Source organism: Algoriphagus aquaeductus (assembly GCF_003253485.1).
Lineage (GTDB): Bacteria > Bacteroidota > Bacteroidia > Cytophagales > Cyclobacteriaceae > Algoriphagus > Algoriphagus aquaeductus.
In genome coordinates, this window is sequence record NZ_QKTX01000004.1 from 345,415 (window position 1) to 368,268 (window position 22,854).

The 22,854-nt window shown below is 45.4% G+C and carries 23 protein-coding genes and 2 tRNA genes; 13 read left to right on the top strand and 12 right to left on the bottom strand.

Annotated features, from left to right (window positions below):
* Position 1: 1 nt before the first annotated feature.
* The 7 genes from hemC to CLV31_RS07865 all read right to left on the bottom strand — a co-directional run bounded on the left by hemC (position 2) and on the right by CLV31_RS07865 (position 5,764).
* Positions 2 to 937 (bottom strand): hydroxymethylbilane synthase, encoded by a 936-nt coding sequence (hemC, locus tag CLV31_RS07835; protein WP_111392313.1) that lies wholly within the window; start codon positions 935 to 937, stop codon positions 2 to 4.
* Positions 937 to 1,842, bottom strand: a complete 906-nt coding sequence (gene rimK, locus CLV31_RS07840; RefSeq protein WP_111392314.1) for a 30S ribosomal protein S6--L-glutamate ligase — start codon at positions 1,840 to 1,842, stop codon at positions 937 to 939. Before rimK ends, hemC begins: the two co-directional genes overlap by 1 nt.
* Positions 1,839 to 2,279 (bottom strand): ATP-dependent zinc protease family protein, encoded by a 441-nt coding sequence (locus CLV31_RS07845; RefSeq protein WP_111392315.1) that lies wholly within the window; start codon positions 2,277 to 2,279, stop codon positions 1,839 to 1,841. Before CLV31_RS07845 ends, rimK begins: the two co-directional genes overlap by 4 nt.
* 3 nt (positions 2,280 to 2,282) lie before the next feature.
* Entirely contained in the window at positions 2,283 to 3,428 is a 1,146-nt protein-coding gene (locus tag CLV31_RS07850) for a DNA polymerase III subunit (RefSeq protein WP_111392316.1), read from the bottom strand.
* 11 nt (positions 3,429 to 3,439) lie between these two features.
* The gene (locus CLV31_RS07855; protein ID WP_111392317.1) at positions 3,440 to 4,636 is read right to left on the bottom strand and encodes a GlmU family protein; all 1,197 of its coding nucleotides are present in this window, start codon (positions 4,634 to 4,636) and stop codon (positions 3,440 to 3,442) included.
* Positions 4,637 to 4,705: 69 nt separating this feature from the next.
* Entirely contained in the window at positions 4,706 to 4,951 is a 246-nt protein-coding gene (locus CLV31_RS07860) for a type B 50S ribosomal protein L31 (protein ID WP_111392318.1), read from the bottom strand.
* A gap of 213 nt (positions 4,952 to 5,164) precedes the next feature.
* Positions 5,165 to 5,764, bottom strand: a complete 600-nt coding sequence (locus tag CLV31_RS07865) for a carboxypeptidase-like regulatory domain-containing protein (protein WP_245943358.1) — start codon at positions 5,762 to 5,764, stop codon at positions 5,165 to 5,167.
* 145 nt (positions 5,765 to 5,909) lie between these two features.
* Here CLV31_RS07865 and CLV31_RS07870 point away from each other — a divergent pair, with 145 nt between their 5' ends.
* From CLV31_RS07870 to CLV31_RS07890, 4 genes are all read left to right on the top strand, one after another.
* Entirely contained in the window at positions 5,910 to 6,293 is a 384-nt protein-coding gene (locus CLV31_RS07870; RefSeq protein WP_111392320.1) for an ArsR/SmtB family transcription factor, read from the top strand.
* 7 nt (positions 6,294 to 6,300) lie between these two features.
* Positions 6,301 to 6,996 (top strand): YjjG family noncanonical pyrimidine nucleotidase, encoded by a 696-nt coding sequence (locus tag CLV31_RS07875; RefSeq protein ID WP_111392321.1) that lies wholly within the window; start codon positions 6,301 to 6,303, stop codon positions 6,994 to 6,996.
* A gap of 72 nt (positions 6,997 to 7,068) precedes the next feature.
* Positions 7,069 to 8,703, top strand: a complete 1,635-nt coding sequence (pruA, locus tag CLV31_RS07880; RefSeq protein ID WP_111392322.1) for an L-glutamate gamma-semialdehyde dehydrogenase — start codon at positions 7,069 to 7,071, stop codon at positions 8,701 to 8,703.
* 329 nt (positions 8,704 to 9,032) lie between these two features.
* Positions 9,033 to 9,593: a transposase gene (locus CLV31_RS07890; protein WP_111392324.1), complete on the top strand. Its 561-nt coding sequence runs from the start codon at positions 9,033 to 9,035 to the stop codon at positions 9,591 to 9,593.
* 132 nt (positions 9,594 to 9,725) lie between these two features.
* Here CLV31_RS07890 and fabG read toward each other — a convergent pair whose 3' ends face one another.
* Entirely contained in the window at positions 9,726 to 10,472 is a 747-nt protein-coding gene (fabG, locus tag CLV31_RS07895; protein ID WP_111392325.1) for a 3-oxoacyl-[acyl-carrier-protein] reductase, read from the bottom strand.
* Positions 10,473 to 10,762: 290 nt separating this feature from the next.
* On the opposite strand from fabG, the gene lpdA reads away from it, so the two are divergent.
* The 8 genes from lpdA (at position 10,763) to CLV31_RS07935 (ending at position 17,887) form a co-directional block, all read left to right on the top strand.
* Positions 10,763 to 12,160 carry a dihydrolipoyl dehydrogenase gene (gene lpdA / locus CLV31_RS07900; RefSeq protein ID WP_111392326.1) on the top strand — a complete coding sequence of 466 codons (1,398 nt, stop codon included), beginning with the start codon at positions 10,763 to 10,765 and terminating at the stop codon, positions 12,158 to 12,160.
* Between the two features lie 83 nt (positions 12,161 to 12,243).
* The gene (locus CLV31_RS07905) at positions 12,244 to 12,777 is read left to right on the top strand and encodes an RNA polymerase sigma factor (RefSeq protein WP_111392327.1); all 534 of its coding nucleotides are present in this window, start codon (positions 12,244 to 12,246) and stop codon (positions 12,775 to 12,777) included.
* 1 nt (position 12,778) lies between these two features.
* Entirely contained in the window at positions 12,779 to 13,612 is an 834-nt protein-coding gene (locus CLV31_RS07910; protein WP_111392328.1) for an anti-sigma factor, read from the top strand.
* Positions 13,613 to 13,711: 99 nt separating this feature from the next.
* On the top strand, positions 13,712 to 14,167 hold the full coding sequence (locus CLV31_RS07915; protein ID WP_111392329.1) for a DUF2721 domain-containing protein: 456 nt from the start codon (positions 13,712 to 13,714) through the stop codon (positions 14,165 to 14,167).
* A gap of 92 nt (positions 14,168 to 14,259) precedes the next feature.
* Positions 14,260 to 15,219: a glycerophosphodiester phosphodiesterase family protein gene (locus CLV31_RS07920; protein ID WP_111392330.1), complete on the top strand. Its 960-nt coding sequence runs from the start codon at positions 14,260 to 14,262 to the stop codon at positions 15,217 to 15,219.
* A complete protein-coding gene (locus CLV31_RS07925; RefSeq protein ID WP_111392331.1) occupies positions 15,209 to 16,222 on the top strand; it encodes a threonine aldolase family protein in 1,014 nt (337 codons plus the stop codon). Before CLV31_RS07920 ends, CLV31_RS07925 begins: the two co-directional genes overlap by 11 nt.
* 48 nt (positions 16,223 to 16,270) lie before the next feature.
* Positions 16,271 to 16,453 carry a hypothetical protein gene (locus tag CLV31_RS07930; RefSeq protein ID WP_111392332.1) on the top strand — a complete coding sequence of 61 codons (183 nt, stop codon included), beginning with the start codon at positions 16,271 to 16,273 and terminating at the stop codon, positions 16,451 to 16,453.
* 171 nt (positions 16,454 to 16,624) lie between these two features.
* The gene (locus tag CLV31_RS07935) at positions 16,625 to 17,887 is read left to right on the top strand and encodes a replication-associated recombination protein A (RefSeq protein WP_111392333.1); all 1,263 of its coding nucleotides are present in this window, start codon (positions 16,625 to 16,627) and stop codon (positions 17,885 to 17,887) included.
* Positions 17,888 to 18,145: 258 nt separating this feature from the next.
* On the opposite strand, the gene CLV31_RS22250 is transcribed toward CLV31_RS07935, so the two are convergent.
* The 4 genes from CLV31_RS22250 to CLV31_RS07955 form a co-directional block, all read right to left on the bottom strand.
* The gene (locus tag CLV31_RS22250; protein ID WP_111392334.1) at positions 18,146 to 18,394 is read right to left on the bottom strand and encodes a GIY-YIG nuclease family protein; all 249 of its coding nucleotides are present in this window, start codon (positions 18,392 to 18,394) and stop codon (positions 18,146 to 18,148) included.
* A 44-nt stretch (positions 18,395 to 18,438) separates the two neighbouring features.
* Positions 18,439 to 18,513, bottom strand: a tRNA-Val gene (locus CLV31_RS07945).
* A gap of 111 nt (positions 18,514 to 18,624) precedes the next feature.
* Positions 18,625 to 18,699, bottom strand: a tRNA-Val gene (locus CLV31_RS07950).
* Positions 18,700 to 18,823: 124 nt separating this feature from the next.
* Complete coding sequence (locus CLV31_RS07955) at positions 18,824 to 20,650, bottom strand: TonB-dependent receptor (RefSeq protein WP_111392335.1); 1,827 nt, start codon at positions 20,648 to 20,650, stop codon at positions 18,824 to 18,826.
* A gap of 156 nt (positions 20,651 to 20,806) precedes the next feature.
* Between CLV31_RS07955 and CLV31_RS07960 the strand changes: the two genes are divergently transcribed.
* On the top strand, positions 20,807 to 22,762 hold the full coding sequence (locus CLV31_RS07960) for a M1 family metallopeptidase (RefSeq protein ID WP_111392336.1): 1,956 nt from the start codon (positions 20,807 to 20,809) through the stop codon (positions 22,760 to 22,762).
* The last annotated feature ends 92 nt before the right edge of the window (positions 22,763 to 22,854 follow it).

Here is a 22,854-nt window from a genome sequence, read left to right on the forward strand (position 1 = left end):
ATCAGGATTGTGCTTTTTTGATTTGTTCTAAAATTTCTTTCCCGCCGGCCGACAATACTTTTGAGGCCAACTCCTGACCAAGGCTCTCCGGATCAGAACTGGATCCTTGAAGGTGAAAAGTGATCCGTTGCTTCCCATCCAGGCTTACAATTCCTCCATTGAGCTTCAACTGGTCATTTTCAAGCTTTGCCATTGCAAAAACGGGAATACTGCATCCACCTTCCAACACCCTGAGGTAAGCTCTTTCTGCTCGAAGTCTGGTTTCGGTTTCAGAGTGATTGCAGGCTTGAATGATTTGAGATCGGAGGCTCGGATCGAGATTTTTAGCAGATTCAATTGCCACAGATCCTTGCCCTACAGCAGGAGTGAATTCATCCAAATCCAAGTATTCAGCAATCAGATCATCATAGCCCATCCGATGCACCCCTGCATAAGCCAGCAATAAGGCATCGCAAAGCCCCTCCTCCATTTTTCGGATTCGAGTTTGAAGATTGCCTCTGACATCGACTGTTTTCACATGGGGATAAAAATGCTTTAGTGTGGCAATCCGTCGCGTGGAGGAAGTACCCAAAACCAAGGGCTGCGAAGCATCTGAAATTGAAAAGCCTTTATTCTTGGAAAGCAGGATGTCATTTTCCTTTTCCCGCTCAGTAAATGCTATGATTTCAAAGGCTTCATCCAAATTGGACTGCATATCCTTGGCAGAATGTACCGCAATATCAATCCGACCATCAAGCAATTGATCTTCCAACTCCTGAGTAAAAACCCCTTTGGAACCAATCTTGGAGATCGACACATCCAAGACCTGGTCGCCCTTGGTATCAATGATGACAATTTCGGATTCAAGACCTGCTTTTTTCAGCAGATCCTCCACGTGGTAGGCCTGCCAAAGCGCAAGCTTACTGCCTCTGGTGCCTATTTTGATGACGTAGCTCATTAATGTTTTTCTCGTTTAGAAGATTTTTTGCGGACTCCATCCTCCACAAATTTGACAATTTCAGCAGCGATATTGACCCCTGTAGCACTTTCAATACCTTCCAGACCAGGGGAACTGTTCACCTCCAAAATCAATGGTCCTCTTGCTGATTGGAGCATATCCACCCCAGCTACGTCCAGTCCCAAAGCTTTGGCAGCATTGAGGGCGGCTTGTCTCTCGGCACGGCTCAACTTTATCACGGTGGCCACACCTCCTCTGTGGAGATTGGAGCGGAACTCACCTTCAGCACCCTGACGCTTCATGGCTCCTACGACTTTTCCATTCACTACAAAAGCCCGGATATCGGCCCCTTTGGCCTCTTTGATAAATTCCTGAACGATAATTCTAGCCTTCAATCCATGGAAAGCTTCGATCACAGACTGGGCCGCCTTCTTTGTTTCTGCCAATACTACCCCAAGCCCCTGAGTTCCTTCGAGCAGTTTGATAATCACAGGTGCACTGCCTACTTGTTCGATCAGCTGTTTTTCCCCTCCTTTTGAAAAATTTGTAAAGGCGGTCTTGGGCATTCCCAAGCCGTTTTTGGAAAGGATCTGCAAGCTTCTGAGCTTGTCCCTGCTCCGAACGATCGCCTGTGAGGTCACCACAGAAAATGCCCCCATCAGCTCAAACTGACGGACCACGGCAGTTCCATAAAACGTCACAGAAGCTCCGATTCGTGGGATAATGGCGTCCACTCCTTCTAGCTTTTGCCCTTTATAAATGATGGAGGGGCCCTCTTGCTCGATAATCAAATCGCAAAGGCTGTGATCAACCACCATGGCCTCATGCCCTGCATTTTGAATTTCTTCAACAAGTCTTCGGGTCGAAAATAGTTTGGTGTTCCTCGAAAGGACGGCAATTTTCATTTCTTTTTGCGGTAGGTTTTACCCAAGTTGGTTTTGGATACATCCACGAGGAATTTGCCCCGAAGAATCTTTCTGCCCAGTAGGATGGAATTTTTCATGCTGGACCTGTCAGTAAGCGTAAACTCAGTCCTAAAGGTCTCCCCGGCGAGCTGTATTTTGGTTTCGATCAAGAAGCGGATTTCTGCTTGACCGAAGGAGTTTTTTACTTTCTTTTCTCTGTATTTTTCAAAAACGAGGGTTTTCCCCGTAAATTTTTGATGCTTGGGCATCAGGATTTGAAATTTGAGGACTTTCTTTCCCTCAAGCTCTTCTTCTCTGATTTCCTCCGCATGAAGGCTGCTGGTATATGCCCCTGTATCAATTTTTGCCCAGACCAGGTTAAGCCCCAATTCGGGAAGGGTGATTTTCTCTTTTCGGCCGATGATTTTCTGCTCCATGACTTAGTTCTTTGACATCATCAGCAACAATTCCATGGACAAGTCGGTGAAAATCATTTTGGCATTGCCATTTCGCTCAAGATGATAATGCGCCTGATTGAAGGCCTCATACATCTTCAGGGCATGATCTTCGGTGAGCACATTTTTACTGATCTTGTTGATAAAATCCCGATCCTCATCGGTGGTACGAAGCAGGTTTTCCAGTTCGAGATTCTTGAGCATGATCTCCCGGGTCACGTTTAGTCCAGCCAAAATCAATGATTTTTGGGCCTCTTTATCGTACTTGTGAAACTCATCCGAAAGATTGAAAAGGTCTTTCAGGTTTTTGGTCACACAGAGTCTGAACCAATCCCTTACCTGACGGACGGTTTGATCTTCGACATTTTCCAAGAGGCGATAGGCTTCTCTGAGATTGCCATCAGCCAGCATGGCGATTTGCTCGGCTGCCTTATTTTCACATAGACCGGCATCCACCAGGTGATTTTTGATCTCCTCATCCGAGAAGGCTCTCACCATGATTTTTTGAGTACGGGAAAGAATGGTAGTCAACAGCTGATCTGCCTGAGAAGTCACTAGCATAAAAATGGTCTTGGCAGGCGGCTCTTCAATAATTTTCAGCAGGGAGTTGGCCGCTGATGGATGGAGAAATTCGGGCGCCCAGATCAACATAATTTTGTATCCTCCTTCGAAAGACATCAGCGAAAGTGCCTGAATGATCTTTCGGGCCGCAGCTTTGGAGATGTTCAATTGCTTTTTCTCAAAGCCATTGAAATAGATGAAGTCGTGAACATTACCGTAAGGCTGACCAAGGACAAACTTTCTCCAATTGCCCAGAATATCGGTCTTTTCTTCCTTTTCGCCATCGTCTCCTCCTTCATCGTCCTTGGAAGAGGCGATCACCGGAAAGGCAAAATTCAAATCCGGCATGATCAGTTTTTTCATCCGCTGACAAGACCCACAAGATCCGCAAGAATCAGTTTCACTCGGATTTTCGCAATAAAGGTAGGTAGCTAAAGCCAAGGCCAAGGTCAGATTGGCTGAGCCTTCTGGCCCATGAAACAGCAGCGCATGTGCCAAATGATTGAATTTGACCGCATTGAGTAGCTTTTCTTTGGTTTCAGGGAGCCCTGGTATTTCTGCAAACTGCATAACTGGATGGATCAGGAAGTTTTATCCCAAATTCTATAGCTTTTGGTCAATTCAAAAACCTTATCCAAGATTTCTTTTTCGACCGGAGTCCATTCCACGCCTCTTCGGCCGTAGACTGCTATGGCCGTTTCTTCAAACTTGGGCATTGTAAAAGTCGAGAAGCCGGCAGCACCTCCCCATGAGAAAGAAGGGATAAAATTCCGAGGATAGCCATCCCCAAAAATATTAGCACCAACTCCCACCACAGTCCCTGTGTTGAACATGGTGTTGATTCCGCACTTGCTATGGTCACCCATCATCAAGCCACAAAACTGAAGTCCGGTATTGGAAAACCCTCCTTTAGTGTAATCCCAAAGTTTAACCGGGGCATAGTTATTTTTGAGATTGGAGGTATTGGTATCGGCACCCAAGTTGCACCACTCACCAATGACGGAATTCCCCAAAAATCCTTCATGTCCTTTGTTGGAGTACCCAAAAATCACCGAATTAGAGACTTCACCCCCAATTTTGGAAAATGGCCCAACCGTGGTGTCACCACGTAGTTTGGCTCCCATATTTACCGTAGAACCTTCACACAGTGCGAATGGACCTCTAATCAAGGAACCTTCCTGGATTTCAGTATTCTTCCCGATGTAGATAGGCCCACTTTCTGCGTTGAGTACAGCAGCTTTGATCTTGGCCCCTTCTTCGATAAAAATCTGATTTGATCCATATACCACGGTGTGGGGATCATGCACAGGCTGGGAAGTTCTGCCCTTGGTCAATAAGGTATAGTCTTTCCTGATTTCAGCACCGTTGAATTGGAAGATCTGCCAAGTTTTCTGCAACAGAACCGGCTCTTGCTCCAGTTGAACAGCCTTTTTGTCAGCCAGCGTGCTTAAGTTTTTCTCCGTTTCTCCGATGTATCCCGCAAGAATCGTTTTACCAAAATACAGCACCTCATCGGTCCTGAGCAAAGAAATGATCCTAAGTGAATAAGCATCAGGAAGCCAAGCACCATTGACGGCGAGGGCTTTTTCCTCAGTTCTTGGAAATTTCTTTTGGAGATATTCTTGAGTCAAAAATGAAATTTGAGCCCCGGTGAGCATCTTCCATTTTTCTGAAATCTTGAGAATACCCACTCTGATATCCGCAACAGGTCTGGTAAAAGTAAAAGGAAGCAATGATCCTCGGATCGCAGGATCGTCAAACAACAGAATATTGGTCATAGGACAAAAATAAAAAAGTCTCCCGGAATCCTTGCTCCGGGAGACTTTTTCGGCTTAAACTGCCAAGAATTACTTCTTCGCGTATCTTTTGTTGAATTTCTCCACTCGGCCTGCAGTATCAAGAAGCATTTTCTTGCCTGTGTAGAATGGGTGAGATTCAGAGCTCACTTCGATTTTGTAAACTGGGTAAGATTTGCCGTCAGTCCACTCGATGGTTTCGCTAGTCTCGATAGTAGACTTAGTCAAAAACTTAAACTCGCTAGAGGTATCGTAGAATACTACGTCTCTGTAGTTAGGATGAATATCTTTTTTCATATGATTTATAATTGTTTTTCTATACCCATATGGAATCTACCTGTAAGTAGTCCCTTATGAGGGATTGACTACTTTGGGCTCGATTTCATGTTTATAGCTAGTAATTTTTGCCTTTTTTGAAACGAGGCACAAAGATATCTTTTTAAATAAATCTCACCAAATCTTTCTCGATGATTTATTCGGCTTAAGAATCAAAAGAATGCGAACGCTGGATTATTTGCTTTTAAGGTCGCCTCTTTTGATAGAGCGAATAAACTGTGACCACGCAAATGGGTCCAAAATCCTAAGCGGACGTGGTCCATATAAATCCTGATTTTGTAACATTTGCCCTTGTTGGAAATATCTGAAATTCTCTCCACCTGAGGCCGGCATTGACTCAGCCCACCTCAAAAGCATCTCGGGACTCATATTGGACCTGCTGATTGACATAGGGTCCACCACATTCATTGCAATGACTGCTTTTTTGAATTCTTCTTCTGTGGGATAAGGCATAACCATGATTTCTGCCAACGCAATCTCATCCACCTCCATCGTCAAGATTAAAGAAATTCGATCACTTTCAACTTTTTCCGGTACTTTGAAAGTCTGTTTTTTCAATCCAATGAAGGAAAAAACCACACTGTCACCTTCCAGAACTGGCATGGAAAAGTAACCAAAGCGACCGGAAGCAGTCCCCCTACCTTTTTTAGGCACATAAATATTTACGCCGGGAACAGCGTCAGTACTATCTGCATTTAAAATAATCCCCGAAAGCTGGATGACTTTTTTATCCTGGGTATCTTGAGAAAATGCAGTCTGGGACAGAAAAATCAATCCGAGTAGTGAGAAGAGATATGTAAGCTTAGGTAATTTCACGGGGAAGAAATGAGATGTGGCCGAGTGGAATTGCGATGCGAATTAGAACTAATTTCGGGGATTTCTTTTAGGTTTAACCGACGGCACAAGTTAAAAGTTACTAATGAGACTTAAAAACATCAGCTTAAACTATGGGCTCAGGATATTCAAAGCGCTATCAGAGGAGCCAAGGGTACGTGTAATCCATTTGCTCATGCTCAATAAAGAATTGAGCATCTCGGACCTTGAGCATATTTTGGATTTCACCCAAACCAAAACCAGCCGTCACTTGATATACCTTAAAAATGCAGGGCTTTTGGGCAGTCGGAGAATCGATCAATGGGTTTTCTATTACATTTTGGAGGAATACCTTGAAATCATTCAGCAGATTTTCAAGTTTATCCAAAAGGACCCCAGCCTAATTAAAGATCAGGAAACCTTTGAAATCCTGAAATCCAACAGAGAACTGGCCATCAATAAAATTCAAAACCATACTTACCGACGCTGATTACATTTTGAAAACATACCAACACCTTTTCTTCGATCTGGACCATACCCTTTGGGATTACGATCGAAATGTCACCGAATCCCTTTCTGAACTTTATCAAATCTACAGCCTTCAGGATTTGGGAATTCCAACCTTTGAAAAATTCTTCGAATCCTTTCATGAAGTCAATTTCCAGCTTTGGGACTGGTACAATGTTGGAAAGATCGACAAGCATTATCTGAGAAAAGAACGGTTCCCAAGGATATTCGAACATGCCGGAGGAAATTATAAGGCAATTCCTGCCGAGTTTGAAGAAGACTTTATGCATCGAACTTCCTCCAAACCTCACGTTTTTCCCTACTCCAAAGAAATCTTGACTTACCTGAAGGAAAAGTATCGCATTCATGTCATCACCAATGGATTCAATGAATCTCAGGCTAAAAAAATGAAATCTGCCGACTTGGATGGGTATTTTGAGCTGGTGATCACATCCGAAACTACGGGCTATAAAAAGCCAGATCCTAGAATTTTCCATTACACCATGGACCAGCTCAAAACTACTCCTGATGTCTGTCTGATGATTGGTGATAATCCGGCATCTGACATTTTAGGCGCTCAACGGGCCGAAATCGACCAGGTTTTCTTCAATCCTGAAGAAAAAACTATCGAACTCACACCTACTTACGAAATCCGCCATTTAAAAGAATTAGAATCGCTTTTGTAAGGCAAATCACTGCCCGTTAAATGAGTAAAACTTATCTTTGGCCTCTCAGAAATCAAATAAACTCCAAATATCATGTTAAAGGGATTTTTCAACGTTCCTGCTCCCGTCAATGAGCCGGTAAAAGCATATGCTCCGGGCAGCCCCGAGCGCAAGGAACTTCAGGCCATGCTGGCTGAACTCAGAGCTAAGCAAATCGATGTGCCGATGTACATCGGAAGCGAGGAAGTTAGAACAGGCAACACTCGTGCGATGTCACCTCCTCACGATCACCAGCACATCTTGGGACACTTCCATGAAGGCGACGCCTCTCATGTGGAGCAGGCGATCAATGCCGCCTTGGGCGCCAAAGAAGCTTGGGAAAATTTGGAATGGGAACAGCGTGCAGCCATTTTCCTGAAAGCAGCCGAACTGATTGCCGGGCCTTACCGAGCTAAAATCAATGCTGCAACCATGCTCGGCCAATCCAAGAATGCCATGCAAGCCGAAATCGACTCCGCCTGTGAGTTTATCGACTTCCTCCGCTTCAATGTGAAGTACATGACGGAAATCTATGCGCAGCAGCCCCCCGTATCTGGTGGTGGAGTTTGGAATCGCGTGGAGCAACGACCGCTTGAAGGTTTTGTGTTTGCTTTGACCCCGTTCAACTTCACCGCGATTGCCGGCAATTTGCCAACTTCCGCAGCGATGATGGGCAATACGATCGTTTGGAAACCAGCCTATACCCAGATTTATTCCGCTCAAGTGCTGATGGAAGTATTCAAGGAAGCGGGCGTGCCCGACGGAGTGATCAACCTGATCTATGTGGACGGACCGGTGGCCGGAGAGGTAATCTTCAAACATCCGGATTTTGCGGGAATTCACTTCACAGGTTCTACGGGTGTATTCCAGCACATTTGGAAAACCATCGGAGAAAATATCCATCGCTATAAGTCCTACCCGAGAATCGTCGGAGAGACCGGTGGAAAAGACTTCGTGCTTGCTCACAAGTCCGCTGATGCAAAAGCAGTAGCCGTTGGATTGGTGCGTGGCGCCTTCGAATATCAGGGACAAAAGTGCTCCGCCGCTTCCCGTGCTTACATCCCCTCCAACCTTTGGGAGGATGTGAAAAAATACATGCTTGCAGATCTGGCCGATATCAAAATGGGCGGCACTGAGGACTTCACCAACTTTGTAAATGCGGTGATCGACGAGAAGTCTTTTGACAAAATCGCCAAGTACATTGACAATGCAAAGGCAACTCCGGGAGTGGAAATCATCGCCGGTGGCAACTATGACAAGTCCAAAGGCTACTTTATCGAGCCAACAGTAATTTTGACCCAAGACCCGATGTACACTACCATGTGCGAAGAGATCTTCGGTCCAGTCTTGACCATCTATGTGTACCACGAAGAGCACTTTGAAACGGTACTCGAACTGGTGGATCAGACTTCTCCGTATGCACTCACAGGTGCTGTGTTCTCTCAAGACCGCTACGCCATCGAATTGGCCACACAAAAACTGAGAAACGCAGCAGGTAACTTCTATATCAACGACAAGCCAACCGGAGCCGTGGTCGGTCAGCAGCCATTTGGAGGAGCTAGAGCTTCCGGCACGAATGACAAAGCCGGATCAATGATCAACCTGCTCCGCTGGGTTTCTCCACGGACTATCAAGGAAACCTTTGTGTCGCCTAATGATTATAGATATCCGTTTTTGGGGAAAGACTAAAAAATGCTCAATGAGCAATGATCAAATTCAATTTTCAAGAGCCTCGGTCTCGAACTATCGGGATCGGGGCTTTTTTATTTCCCACAGAAAAGCACAGATTAAAAACACAGATTTTCACAGAAATTCTATCGAGGTTTTTCATCTATGCGGATCTGTGACCTTTTCCGCGAAGATCTACGGGAAACAAAAAACGGCTAAGTCTCCTCAGCCGCTCGTTTGACCTTTGAGGTTTTCAAAAACCTCGAAGGTCAAGATTGAAAATCTCTGTCTACATTCTTATTTTGGTTTTTAAAATATTGCCTTTCAATAATTTATAAAAATTCATTTTTATGACTGATCCCTTTTCACCAGGAGAATTTTTCCATGTTTACTCAAGAACAAATGGAGCGGAATTACTTTTTAGAACTGAAGAAAACTACACCTATTTCCTTCAAAAATATCAAGATCATTGCTCTCTCTATTTTTCAACCTTGGCCTACTGTTTACTACCCAATCATTTTCACTTTTTGATTCGAGTAGAAGAAAATGCCGAACCAGAAGCTGCTTTAAGTGCTTTTTCCAACTTCTTGAATGGCTACGCCAAAGCATACAACAAGCTTTACGATAGACACGGAGGATTATTTCAACGGAAATTCAAAAGAAAGCAAGTAGATCAGGAAAGTTATTTATCCCAAGTGATCATTTACATCCATAGGAATCCTCAAAAACATGGAATTGTCGAGGACTTTAAAAATTGGAAATTTTCATCCTACAATGGCCTGATATCTCTAAAAACCACAAAACTGGATAGAGATTTCATTCTGGATTGGTTTGGAGGATTAGAACAATTCAAAAAAGTTCATGAATTAGAACAGGCTGCTGACTTTCCCGAAGAGATGTCTTTAGAATAGAAAACTTTGTAAAAGACCTTTGAGGTTTTCAAAAACCTCAAAGGTCTAGTTTTCCTTGAAACCTTCGAGGTCTTGAAGAATTAAATGATGTAATCTAGAATAAAACCTTCGAGGTCTTGAAGACCTCAAAGGTTAAGTATACATCGCCCCATTCACATGGATTACCTGTCCGGAGATGTAAGTGCTCATGTCGGAGCCTAAGAACACACAGACATCGGCGATTTCTTCCGGCTTGCCTCCACGCTTCATCGGGATGGCATCTCTCCAGCCTTGCACGGTTTTTTCATCCAATACTTCGGTCATCTCGGTTTCGATAAATCCAGGAGCGACCGCATTGCAGCGGATATTTCTGGAGCCCAATTCCAAGGCTACTGACTTGGTGAAGCCGATGATTCCGGCTTTGGAGGCTGCGTAATTGGCCTGACCTGCATTGCCTTTGGCACCGACCACAGAGGTCATGTTGATGATCGAGCCGGACTTGGCTTTCATCATGGTGCGGGTAGCCGCTTTGACGGTATTGAAGCAGGATTTCAGGTTGACGTTCATGATTTCATCCCAAGATTCCTCAGTCATCCGCATCAGCAGATTATCGCGGGTGATGCCGGCATTATTGACCAAGATGTCCAAGGCACCGAAGTCCGCCACCACGGAGTTGACCAATTCATCAGCAGCTTTGAAGTCTGAAGCGTCTGATCGATAGCCTTTGGCTTTTACACCAAAAGCAGCAAGCTCGGCCTCGAGGGCTTGGCCTTTTTCCACGCTGGAGAGGTAGGTAAAAGCAACGTTAGCTCCTTCCTGTGCAAATCTGATGGCGATTGCCCGACCGATCCCTTTAGAGGCGCCGGTGACCAAGGCAGTTTTTCCTGAAAGTAATCCCATGAAGATCAAAATTAAGTTTGGCCAAAATTAGAAAAAAAGCCCGGACTTTGGCCTTTTGAAACTTCACCCGAAGCTTTTTAGCTGAAAAACAGGAGGATAAACCAGAAAAACCCTGAATCTCAGAAACCCCTTTGGTCTTTATCTGATTTACAAAATTTTCAATTATTAACTGCAAATAATTCATCAACAGGGCGTTTTGGATTCCATTTACTCATCCGATTCTGATTTTTTTCTGAATCCAAAAGGCCTATTTTTGCACAGTTTCATTTGTAATCAAACCCATTTTAAATATGTCTTCGACAAAATTTGACTTGATCGTGCTGGGAAGCGGACCGGGAGGATACGTGGCGGCTATTCGCGCTTCTCAACTCGGATTGAAAACTGCGATCGTAGAAGCCGCAGAGCTAGGCGGTATCTGCCTCAACTGGGGTTGTATCCCGACCAAAGCTTTGCTAAAAAGCGCCCAGGTTTTTGAATACATCAGCCATGCCAAGGATTACGGAATCTCTGTTCAGGGTGCTGAGGCAGACTTTGCCGGAATGGTAAAAAGAAGCCGTGGCGTAGCTGATGGCATGAGCAAAGGCGTGCAGTTTTTGATGAAGAAAAACAAGATCGAGATCATCACAGGATGGGGTAAAGTCCAGCCGGGTAAAAAAGTCGAAGTCAACGACGCCGAAGGCAAAAAGTCAGTGATCACAGCAGACAACATCATCATCGCTACCGGCGCACGATCCCGAGAACTGCCTTCAATGAAAATTGACGATAAGAAAATCATCGGCTACCGCAAGGCGATGACCTTGGAAAAGCAACCAAAGAAAATGGTCGTGGTAGGTTCCGGTGCGATCGGGGTGGAATTTGCCTATTTCTACAATTCCATTGGAACAGAAGTGACCATCGTAGAATTCATGGATCGCATCGTCCCTGTAGAAGACGAAGAAGTGTCTAAGGCTTTGGAAAAAATCTACAAAAAGTCAGGCATGAAGATCATGACTTCCTCCGAAGTGACCGGTGTAGACACCAAAGGCGAAGGCTGCAAGGTGACCGTAAAAACTGCCAAAGGCGAAGAAATCCTGGAGTGCGATGTAGTTCTTTCTGCAGCTGGGGTAGTTTCAAACCTTGAAAATATCGGCTTGGAAGATGTCGGAATCCTCGTGGACAAAGGCAAAATCCAAGTCAATGAATACTATCAAACCAACATGCCAGGCTACTATGCCATCGGTGATGTGGTACCTGGACCGGCTCTGGCGCACGTGGCTTCTGCTGAAGGTATCATCTGTGTGGAAAAAATCGCAGGCCATCATCCTGAAGCCTTGGACTATGGAAATATCCCAGGCTGTACCTATTGTTCTCCGGAAATCGCCTCAGTCGGAATGACCGAAGCCAAAGCAAAAGCAGCCGGACATGAAGTACGAGTGGGTAAATTCCCATTCTCAGCTTCAGGAAAAGCCTCCGCAGCTGGAGCAAAAGACGGTTTTGTGAAATTGGTTTTTGACAAAAAATACGGTGAGCTGCTTGGCGCACACATGATCGGTGCCAACGTGACCGAAATGATCGCTGAGATCGTGGCTATCCGCAAGCTGGAAACTACCGGTCATGAACTGATCAAGACCGTTCACCCTCACCCAACTATGTCCGAAGCGATTATGGAAGCAGCCGCTGCCGCTTACGACGAGGTGATTCACCTTTAATTTTGAAAATAAACAGACACCGGGCACAAACATTTGGCCCGGTGTTTTATTTTTAAGACATTAACATTCCAACCGACTGACTTTTGCAGGAAGAAGAAATCATAGCCGGGCTACGAGCCCGAGACCGCAAAACTACCGAGTACCTCTACGAAAAGTACTCGAGAGCCCTGTTTGCAGTCATTAGCCGTATCATCGCAGACCAGGATATCGCGGAGGAGGTTTTTCACGATGCGTTTATCAAAATCACCCGGAAAATCGATTCCTACGAAGAGAGCAAAGGCCGTCTATACACCTGGATGGCCAATATTTGCCGCAATTCTGCCATTGATAAACTCCGATCCAAGGAATTTTCTCAATCCGGTAAGACCAACACCATAGATGACTTCGTATATGGCCTTGAAAGTCAATCCGGAACTATGGAACAGGTAGAAGGGATCGGAGTCCGGGAGCTCATGAGCCACCTAAACGAAGATCAAAAATTTATCATCGAATACATTTACTTCCAAGGGTACACCCACTCGGAAGTCTCGGAAGAGTTTGACATCCCACTGGGCACTGTCAAATCCCGAGTCAGAGCAGCATTGCAAGTATTAAAAAAGAACTTAGAACGAATTTAGCGTGAACATCCAAGAATATATCGAATCAGGCAAACTGGAGCTCTTCCTACTCGGAGAGCTGACCGAGCGTGAGCGAGAGGAAGTGATCGCTATGGCTCAAGCCCATCCACAAATCCAACAAGAACTGGAAGCTTTGGAAGAGGCTATGTTTGCTTTTGACGAGTTGACAGGGAAAAAACCTTCTCCTCAACTCAAGGATAAAATCTTCGCTTCCCTCGAGGAAGAGTTTAGAAAGGAAGAAGCCCCGAAAGCAGCCCCTGCGCCTAGTCCTGCCCCTAAAGAAACCAAGGTGGTCAAACTCACCCCTTGGAAACCTTTTGCGGTAGCAGCGTCTTTGGTGGCCGTTTTGGCAAGTGCGGCGGCGATTTACTTTGCAGGCAAATTCTATGAGACAGATCAGAAATTCACTGCGCTCCTTCAAGATCAGCAGGTAATGGCCGATAATCTGAATCAAGTCAAACTCCAATACGAAGAAACAGACAATCGTCTGGACCGACTGGTTGCCGGTGATTTCCGCAGAGTGGAAATGAAGGGGGAAGCTTTACCCATGCAAAAAGACGCCAAAGTGGATGTTTTTTGGGATCAAAAAGCCCAGGAAGTCTTTGTAGCGGTGAATAATCTGAACTCTTTATCAGATGAATTTGACTATCAGCTTTGGGCAATCGGCAAAGACGGTCCAGTGGGAATTGGCTTAGTCAATCCTGGAGAAAAGTTCACTCTGCAGCAAATGCAAGCCGTGGCAGAAGCAGGCGCCTTTGCGATCACCATCGAGCCAAAAGGTGGTTCGAAAGTGCCGACTTTGGAAAAATTGGTGGTGTTGGGAGAGGTAGCTTAATATCATCTTATTGAAAAATCTAGAGCCCGCTTTCACAAGAGCGGGCTTTTTTGCTGCCTTTTACTGAACTTACCTATTCCGAAAGCACTTTCTAACTTTATGGAACTCCAACTCTCCACTCCCGCCCTGCTTTTTTCCGCCATCACCTTATTGATGCTGGCTTTTACCAACCGGTTTCTGGCGATTGCCACGCTAATTCGAGGACTGCATAAAAACTACCTGAAGGAACCCGATCAGGAAATCATCGTGGAGCAGATTCACAACCTCCGCCGCAGACTGACCCTGATCAAAAACATGCAGCTTTTTGGGGTTTTCAGCTTTCTAATGTGCGTGATCTGTATGTTTTTGCTTTTTCAGGGATACACTTCTGCTGCCAATTGGGTCTTTGTGGCGAGCATGGTATCGCTGTTGATTTCCCTGGGGATTTCTCTGGTCGAAATCCAGATTTCTACCAAAGCACTCAATCTGGAACTCTCTGACATGGAAGGCATTTTTGAGAAACGGAAAAGCAGTTTGGACTCTTTTTTCCGGAAAGAAAACAAATCAAATCTCTAAATATTTACCCTAAAATTTACCCATCGGAAAAATAACCCTTCGATCTTTCCTTCTTCCTGTTAAACTTTCGCTGAATTTCAAGCTTTTCACCTATGAATACATCTTTGCTCAGACTCTTTTGTCTGGTTTTCCTCCTTTCCTGTACTGGACCCAAAACAGAAAATTTTAAAGCTACAGGTAATGGGTCCGAAAGCTCAGATCTACAGACCATACGGCTTGCTGACCTAGAAGAAACCCGGGATTTTTACAGCTGGACTTCAGATCGGATCCCCATGGTATCGGCTCATCGCGGTGGACCTTATCCGGGATTTCCTGAGAATGCAATCGAGACCTTTGAACATGTGCTGAAATACACCCCATCCATCATCGAGCTTGATGTGGCCATGACAAGGGATTCGGTCTTGGTACTCATGCACGACGATGAACTCGACCGAACTACCAACGGAACCGGAAAAGTCAATGAGGTGGATTTCGCCTATGTCCAAAGTCTTTTTTTGGAGGATAATGAAGGAAATCTGACCGAATTCAAAGTGCCTACGCTGGACGAGGCTTTGATTTGGACCAAAGGCAAAGCCCTCCTGACCGTAGACATCAAGCGATCAGTTCCATTTGAAAAAGTGGTAGACGCAGTCCGCAAAAACAAATCGGAAACCTATGCCGCACTGATCACTTACTCCTTTGAAGCAGCCAAAAAACTACATGGAATGGCGCCGGAATTGATGCTTTCGGTAACGATCCGGAATGAAGAAGAAATCGGAAGGTTGGAAGAAACCGGAATCCCTTGGAATCGGGTGATTGCTTTCACCGGTGTGACTGAACGCACTCCTGAATTCAACAAAGCCCTTCACGAAAAAGGAGTTTTTACCATTTTAGGCACTTTGGGCAACTTGGATAAAAGTGCCGAAGCCCGAGGAGACGAGCTTTATGCTACTTTTGTCCAAAACGGTGCAGATATCCTAGCCACCGACCGCCCCATCGAAGCCGCTAAAGCCATTGAAACGCTCAAACCCAAAACCAGTTCAAAATCCAAGTACTTCACCCATGCTGATTGATTTAAGAAGTGACACTGTGACCCGACCTACTCCCGGGATGAAAGAAGCCATGTTTTCTGCGCCTATAGGCGATGACGTGTTTGGAGAAGATCCGACCGTCAATGCCCTCGAGGACAAAATCGCGAAGTTATTTGGGATGGAAGCGGCGCTTTTCTGTCCTTCCGGCACCATGACCAATCAGATCGCGATCCGCCTTCATACGGGACCACAGCGAGAAGTTATCTGCCATCAATATTCGCACATCTACCTCTATGAAGGAGGAGGCATCATGGCCAATTCATTGGCATCTGTGAAGCTATTGTCGGGAGATTTGGGGAAAATCACCGCTGCCCAAGTCGCCGAATCCATCAATCCCGACGATGTGCATGCGCCTGAGACGACCTTGGTTTCCCTGGAAAACACAATGAACAAGGGCGGGGGAAGCATTTATACCTTGGACGAAATCAAGCCCATTCATGCGCTTTGCAAGGAAAAAGGCATCAAGCTTCATTTGGATGGAGCCAGACTATTTAATGCTTTGGTAGAAACCGGCGAAAGCCCTGCCGATTGGGGAGCGCATTTCGATACGATCTCAATCTGCCTGAGCAAAGGTTTGGGCTGTCCGATTGGGTCAGTTTTATTGGGTAGCAAAACGGACATCAAGCGCGCAAGAAAAGTCCGAAAAGTATTCGGAGGAGGTATGCGACAGGCGGGATTCCTTGCTGCTGCGGGGATTTATGCCTTGGATCATCAGGTGGATCGACTGAAAGACGATCATGCACGAGCCCGAGCTTTGGGCGAAATGCTAAGCAAACTGCCTGCGGTATCAGAGATTTTCCCGGTTGCCACCAACATCGTCATCGCAAGACTGGAGGGAACTACTCCTGAGGAATTCATGAAAAAGCTTTCAGATCAGAATATCAAGTCGGTCAAATTCGGAAAAGACTTGGTTCGCTTCGTGACCCACTTGGATTTTGGAGACGAGCACTTGGAGGAATTTGGGGAGAAGATTGGGAAAATTTGAGGTTTGAAATTTGGAATTGCCTCCTTAACTAGATCAAAAGCTAAACCTATGATTACCAAAGACAAAGCGATAGAAGCTATTAAATCCCTTCCTGATGAATTCTCGATTGAAGAATTGATGGATCGATTAATTCTTCTAAATAAAATTGAGACCGTAATCAGACAAGCTGAGCAAGGGGAAATATACACCGCTGAAGAAGCTAAAAAGATGTTGGATGAAAATTGGATTTAACTTTAACAATTAATGACTTTCCAAACTACTAAGGGCCTGAAAAGGCCTTTTTTTATGGTATTTTGCAAAGCCGATTGAAAATTAAATCTGAAAGTACAGAGCTCTTGATACTAGCATCTTGATACTCGATACCTTCTAATTTCTTGCCTCTAATCTCTTGCTTCTCACCAAATGAACCCCACTCCCCTAGCCGAACGCATGCGACCTACCCGACTGGAAGATCTAATCGGTCAGGAGCATTTGTCTGCACCTTCTTCCTTTCTCTACAAAGCCATCAAATCGGGAAATGTGCCTTCGCTCATTCTTTGGGGACCTCCGGGTGTAGGCAAAACCACGATTGCCAACATCATTGCCAATGAGATCAAAGTGCCTTTTTACACCCTGAGTGCAATTAGTTCAGGAGTGAAAGACATCCGGGAAGTTATTGATAAAGCCAAATTTCAGAGGGGCACGGTCTTATTTATTGACGAAATTCACCGCTTCAACAAATCCCAACAGGATGCGCTTTTGGGAGCGGTGGAAAAAGGAATCATCCGACTCATCGGCGCCACCACAGAAAATCCCTCTTTCGAAGTCAACTCGGCTTTGCTTTCCCGCTGTCAGGTATTCACGCTGAATCCTTTGGGCAAAGCCGAAATGGAAGCCATGATGAAGCAGGCGTTAGAAAAAGATCCAGACCTGAAAAAAATCCAAGTTGAGCTTCAGGAAATAGATGCTTTGCTTCGAATTTCAGGTGGAGATGGGCGCAAACTCCTCAATCTGCTGGAAATCGTCATCGATGGGATTAACGAAAATCCCTGTGTGATCACGGACGAAAAAGTAATGCAAATCGCCCAGCAAAAGGTGGCACTTTATGACAAATCTGGCGAGCAGCACTACGACATCATTTCAGCCTTTATCAAATCGATTCGTGGGTCGGATCCCAATGCAGCCGTGTATTGGTTGGCACGGATGATCGAGGGCGGCGAGGATGTGAAGTTTATCGCCCGAAGGCTGGTGATTTTGGCTTCGGAAGACATCGGGAATGCCAACCCCAATGCCTTACTTCTCGCCACCAACTGCTTTGAAGCAGTGAAAATCATCGGCTATCCCGAAGCCCGGATTATTCTTTCCCAGTGCGTGACCTATCTGGCGAGTTCGCCGAAAAGCAATGCTGCCTACCTAGCCATCAATCAGGCCCAAGCTTTGGTCAAAGAAACGGGTAATCTATCCGTTCCGCTGCATCTCCGAAATGCTCCCACCAAGCTGATGAAGGATCTCAACTATGGCAAAGCCTACAAGTATTCCCATGACTTTCCGGGCAACTTTGTCGAGCAGGAGTTTTTGCCCGATGAGATCAAGGGCACCAAACTCTACGAACCCGGAGAAAATGCCCGGGAAAATGAGCTGAGAAAGTATTTGTCTGGGAAGTGGAAGGGGAAGTATGGGTATTGAAAAGCTGTAAGACCGAAGACAGCAGACCGAAGATTGAAAACACAGATTATAGTTATAGTAGTAGAAAAATCTGCGTAAACCTACCTACCGTAGGCAGGTCTGTGTCTTTTTATGTGTAAATCTGTGGGAAACAAAAAAGCCCCGATCCCGATACTATCGGGACTGAGGCTTCGATGTGGAAGTTGATCCCGAATGCTTTCGGGAGAACCCCCGACCCTCCCGATTGAATCGGGATGCGCTAACCCAGCTGAGCAAACTTCAATTCGACATCAATTCTTCAATCTTTTTTCGGGATTTCCATGATTTCACAATTCTTTCCCGTTGATAGGCAGAAGTTTTATTGATGTGCTCTTCATAATAAACCACTTCCCAATCCGCTAATCCACCTGTAAAGCCTTTATGATTAGAATTATGTTTTCGGAGGCGTTCGGCCAATCCTTCGCATGTATGACCAATGTAGAATCTGTCTTTCGACCTAGAAAAAAGTATGTAGAAATCACACGACATAAGTAAAAATAAAAAAGCCCCAGAAAAAATCTGAGGCTTCGATGTGGAAGTTGAGGGATTCGAACCCCCGACCCTCTGCTTGTAAGGCAGATGCTCTGAACCAGCTGAGCTAAACTTCCATTACTTTTTGATTCCACTGGGATTCTTTCACCCGACTCTCCCGATGTAGTCGGGATGCTCTGAAGCAGCTGAGCTAAACTTCCGAAGTCTTTTCGGCTACTATTAAAATGTGGAAGTTGAGGGATTCGAACCCCCGACCCTCTGCTTGTAAGGCAGATGCTCTGAACCAGCTGAGCTAAACTTCCGATTACCTTTCCTTTCGAAAGGGAATGCAAAGGTAATCTGAATCAATTTGGATGCAAGAGTCCCTATCACTTTTTTTCATTCCAAATTTTCAAACCATTGAAAATGAAGTGAAAAAAGTAAATCCTACTCCAAATTCACCATAAATCCAGCTCTAAACCACCTTCCCGGCATCTGAACGGTACCTGCTTCGATATAATCGGTATTGGTGATGTTGGACGCCTCAGCGAAGAAGCCCAACTTCTTAGTACGGTTGTAATCAGCTCGCATGTCCAGCACAAAGTATGGATCCAAAGCCATTCGCTCTACATACCGAGCTTTGGTATTCAACTCCAATTTTTGACCCAAGCCGAGCAAAATCCCACCAATAAATTGGTTTCTCAAGGCAGTCAAGGCATATCTGGATTCTAATCCCGGTTTTGCATTGAAATCGGCATCAATGAAGTTGTAGGACAACATCAATTCCTTAACCTGAACTGCTTTTCCGTTAGGAATGACCCGATAATACATACTGGACTCGATCCCGTTGAAAATTACCTCATTGAAATTCTGAGGCTGCCAAGGTTGCTGAGCATTGGTTCGAGTCCATTCGATCAGGTTTTCCGAAATACGATTGAAATACACCAGTTCGGCTCTCCATGGACCTTTAGTCCATTTGCCTCCAAACTCAAACGATCTAGCCTGCTCGGGCTGCAAATCAGCATTTCCAATGTTGGTTGGGCCGATATAAAACAAGTCGGTGTAGGTTGGAATCCGGAAACTTGACCCAATTCCGGAATAAAATCGTAATGCTTCGGTTGCCTGATATCCTACTTCCAACCCCGGAAAATGCTTCCATCCGTATTCGGAATAATAATTGGAATAGACTCCAGCCCGGACATCTGTCTTCTGCCCAAGATTGACCAATTGCTCCAAAAAGACCCCAACCAAGGAACGGTCATGATCTCCCAAATTGGTGGACTCGATGGCTTCTTTTCGTGTTTCGACTCCGAATCCAGTTGTCCCCCACTTACTTTTATAACTTCCATTTGCCTCGATAGCAAACACATCGGAAGTATGTAAATTTTGGAAAAAAGCAGGTTCATTTCTTCTCAAGCGAAATTCATCCTCATTCCTTCTCCAATACGCCCGTGTATTGAGATACCATTGATTTTTGGTAAAAGAATGTGAAAGTGAGGTCAAGGTAGTCTGAATACTTTCCCATTGATCCGGAAAGGCAGAAGTGTAAAATCCATTCGCACCAAACGTCCGATCGGTGTAGGCCAACATACCACGGAGTTCATGGGCATCGTTTAGTTGAATCCCTCCTTCATAGAAGATATTGCTGACCCTATAGTCAGAGTTGTACCAATGACCATTGGAATCATCATAGGAAATAGCCAGGTTTTGACGGTATTTTCCGGCAGGAAGTGATCCGGCAAAGTTGATTCCTTTCATCCCAAAATCTCCGGCATAGCCTTGAAGTCGAAGGCTTCTCACATCAGAAAGCTGAGTAATGACATTGACCGCTCCCGCATAGGCATTTTGTCCAAAAATCCTCGACCCAGGACCTTTCAGTACTTCCACCCGCTCAATGTTCACCAAAGGAACAGGAATGTTCATCATGTGGTGGCCAGTCTGTGGATCGCTGAGTTTGATCCCGTTGAGTAGCATGAGGGTCTGCTCAAAACTACCCCCACGGATGCTGATATCCGCTTGGACGCCGGTAACTCCCCGCTGTCGGACATCTACTCCGGGCACAAAGCTCAAGACCTCCTGTAAGCTTCGGGCAGGCGTAGTCTCTAATTGTGGCCGATCTACCACAGCGATATTTCGGCTTTGCTTGGAAAATGGAATTTGGATACGGTTTTCTTGAATGATGACCTCTTGCAGATTTTGAGAGGTCGTGTCGGTTTGAGCTTTTCCCTGAAAGGACAAAGAAGCTAAACCACCAAATAGTAGCAGTTTATACATTGAGGTATAATGATAGTGCACTCAAATGTAAACCCGAATTTTGCCCGGCTCCAATTTTTGATTGATCTAAATAATTGTTAAACCCGAACAGCTTAAAGAATTCCAATTCGCAAATCGGGCTTTTGTCGTTATTTTCAGGCCAAATCAATTCTTACCATGAAAAAAATCAGCATTATCGGTGGACTTTTGTCCCTTTTTCTTCTGATCGAAAATTTTCCAGCCCATGCTCAACAAGGCAAAGAAAACAATCAAAAAGACTTCTCCGAGTTTATAGATCGGTCCGGAAATAGCTACCGAACCGCATCAGGTAAACCCGGCGAAGCTTATTGGCAAAATGCCGCCGACTACCAAATCGAAGTGGCTTTAGACGAATCCAGCCACACGCTTTCGGGTAAGGTCACCATCACCTACACCAACAACAGTCCTGAAACACTGGATTTTATCTGGCTTCAGCTCGAGCAAAATCGGTTTACGCCCACTTCAAGAGGCACATTGACTACTCCCGTCCAAGGAAACCGATACAATGGGGACACCGACGGAGGATTTAACATCAGCAATGTATCCGCCAAAGTGGGTTCGAAAGGAACTCTTTCCTCCAAGCACTTGATCGAAGACACACGAATGCAGGTTTGGTTCAATGAACCGATTCCAGCTAAGGGAGGAAAAGCGACCGTTTCTATGGATTTTTCTTTCAAAGTGCCCCAGAAAGGCATGGATCGCATGGGTCGATTGAAAGTAAAGGACGGATGGATTTATGCTTTTGCACAGTGGTATCCCAAAGTAGCCGTGTTTGATGAGACCGAAGGTTGGAATGTGGAGCCCTACTTGGGCGCTGGCGAATTCTATCTCGAATACGGCAATTTTGACTACAAAGTGACCGTACCTTACAATCACATCGTGGTGGGTTCAGGTAAGCTGATGAATCCGAATGAAGTCCTTTCCAAAGAACTTCAAACCCGCTACGCCAAAGCCGCTCAAAGTGAGGAAACGGTTTATTTGGTTTCTCCTGAAGAAATCAAAAACACCGCCCTTACTCGTCCTAAGCAAGATGGAACCGTAACCTGGCATTTCAGAATCCAAAATGCCAGGGATATTGCATTTGCTACTTCCGATTCATTCATCTGGGATGCTTCCCGTATCAATCTCCCCAGTGGAAAGACAGCCTTGGCACAGTCCGCTTACCCGATTGAAAGCAATGGACAGGATGCCTGGTCCCGATCTACCGAATACAGCAAGGCCTCTATCGAATATTACAGCAAGCAATGGTTTGAGTTCCCCTACGAAACTGCCACCAATGTAGCGGCAGACATCAATGGAATGGAGTATCCCGGGTTAAACTTCTGTCACTACAACTCCAAAGGCGCATCACTGTGGGGGGTGACGGATCATGAATTCGGCCACAACTGGTTCCCGATGATCGTCGGCACCAACGAACGGCGCTATGCCTGGATGGATGAAGGCTTCAACACCTTCATCAACCACTACAGCTCCAATGCCTTCAACAATGGAGAATATCCTTCCACGCTTAACCAAACCCGCAGATTCAACGGATACTTTACCAGCGAAAGCCGCGAGGGAATAGACAACTACCCTGATGTGACCGATACTCGAAATCTCGGAATGGTGGCTTATTACAAGCCTGCAATCGGCCTCGTGATGCTACGGGAGTACATTTTAGGACATGAGCGATTTGACAATGCCTTCCGCTCCTACATCAAAACTTGGGCGTATAAGCATCCCCAGCCTGCTGATTTCTTCAATCACATGGAAAATGTAGCCGGAGAAAATCTATCCTGGTTCTGGAAAGGTTGGTTTTATGGAAATGGAAACATCGATTTGGGGATTAATTCGGTGCAGCCTTACGGAGGAAATTACCTCGTGAATCTGGTGAATAAAGGAGATTTCCCGATGCCTGTACTTTTGGAATTCACCTACGAAGACAATTCGACCGAGCGGGTAAAACTGCCCGTGGAGATATGGCAAAGAGGGGATTCTTGGGGATACCTCCACAAAACCTCCAAGCAAGTGAAAAAAGTCGAGATCGACCCGGACAAGGTCATGACCGACATCAACCTGGGAAATGACAGCTGGCCTGTCGAAGTTTACAAATGATAAATCGAATTCTGTTTTACTTGAAATTGCTAATTGATAATTAGTCTTTTGGTTTCGAGTTGGGAGACAGAAGACTGAAGACCGAAGAGTCT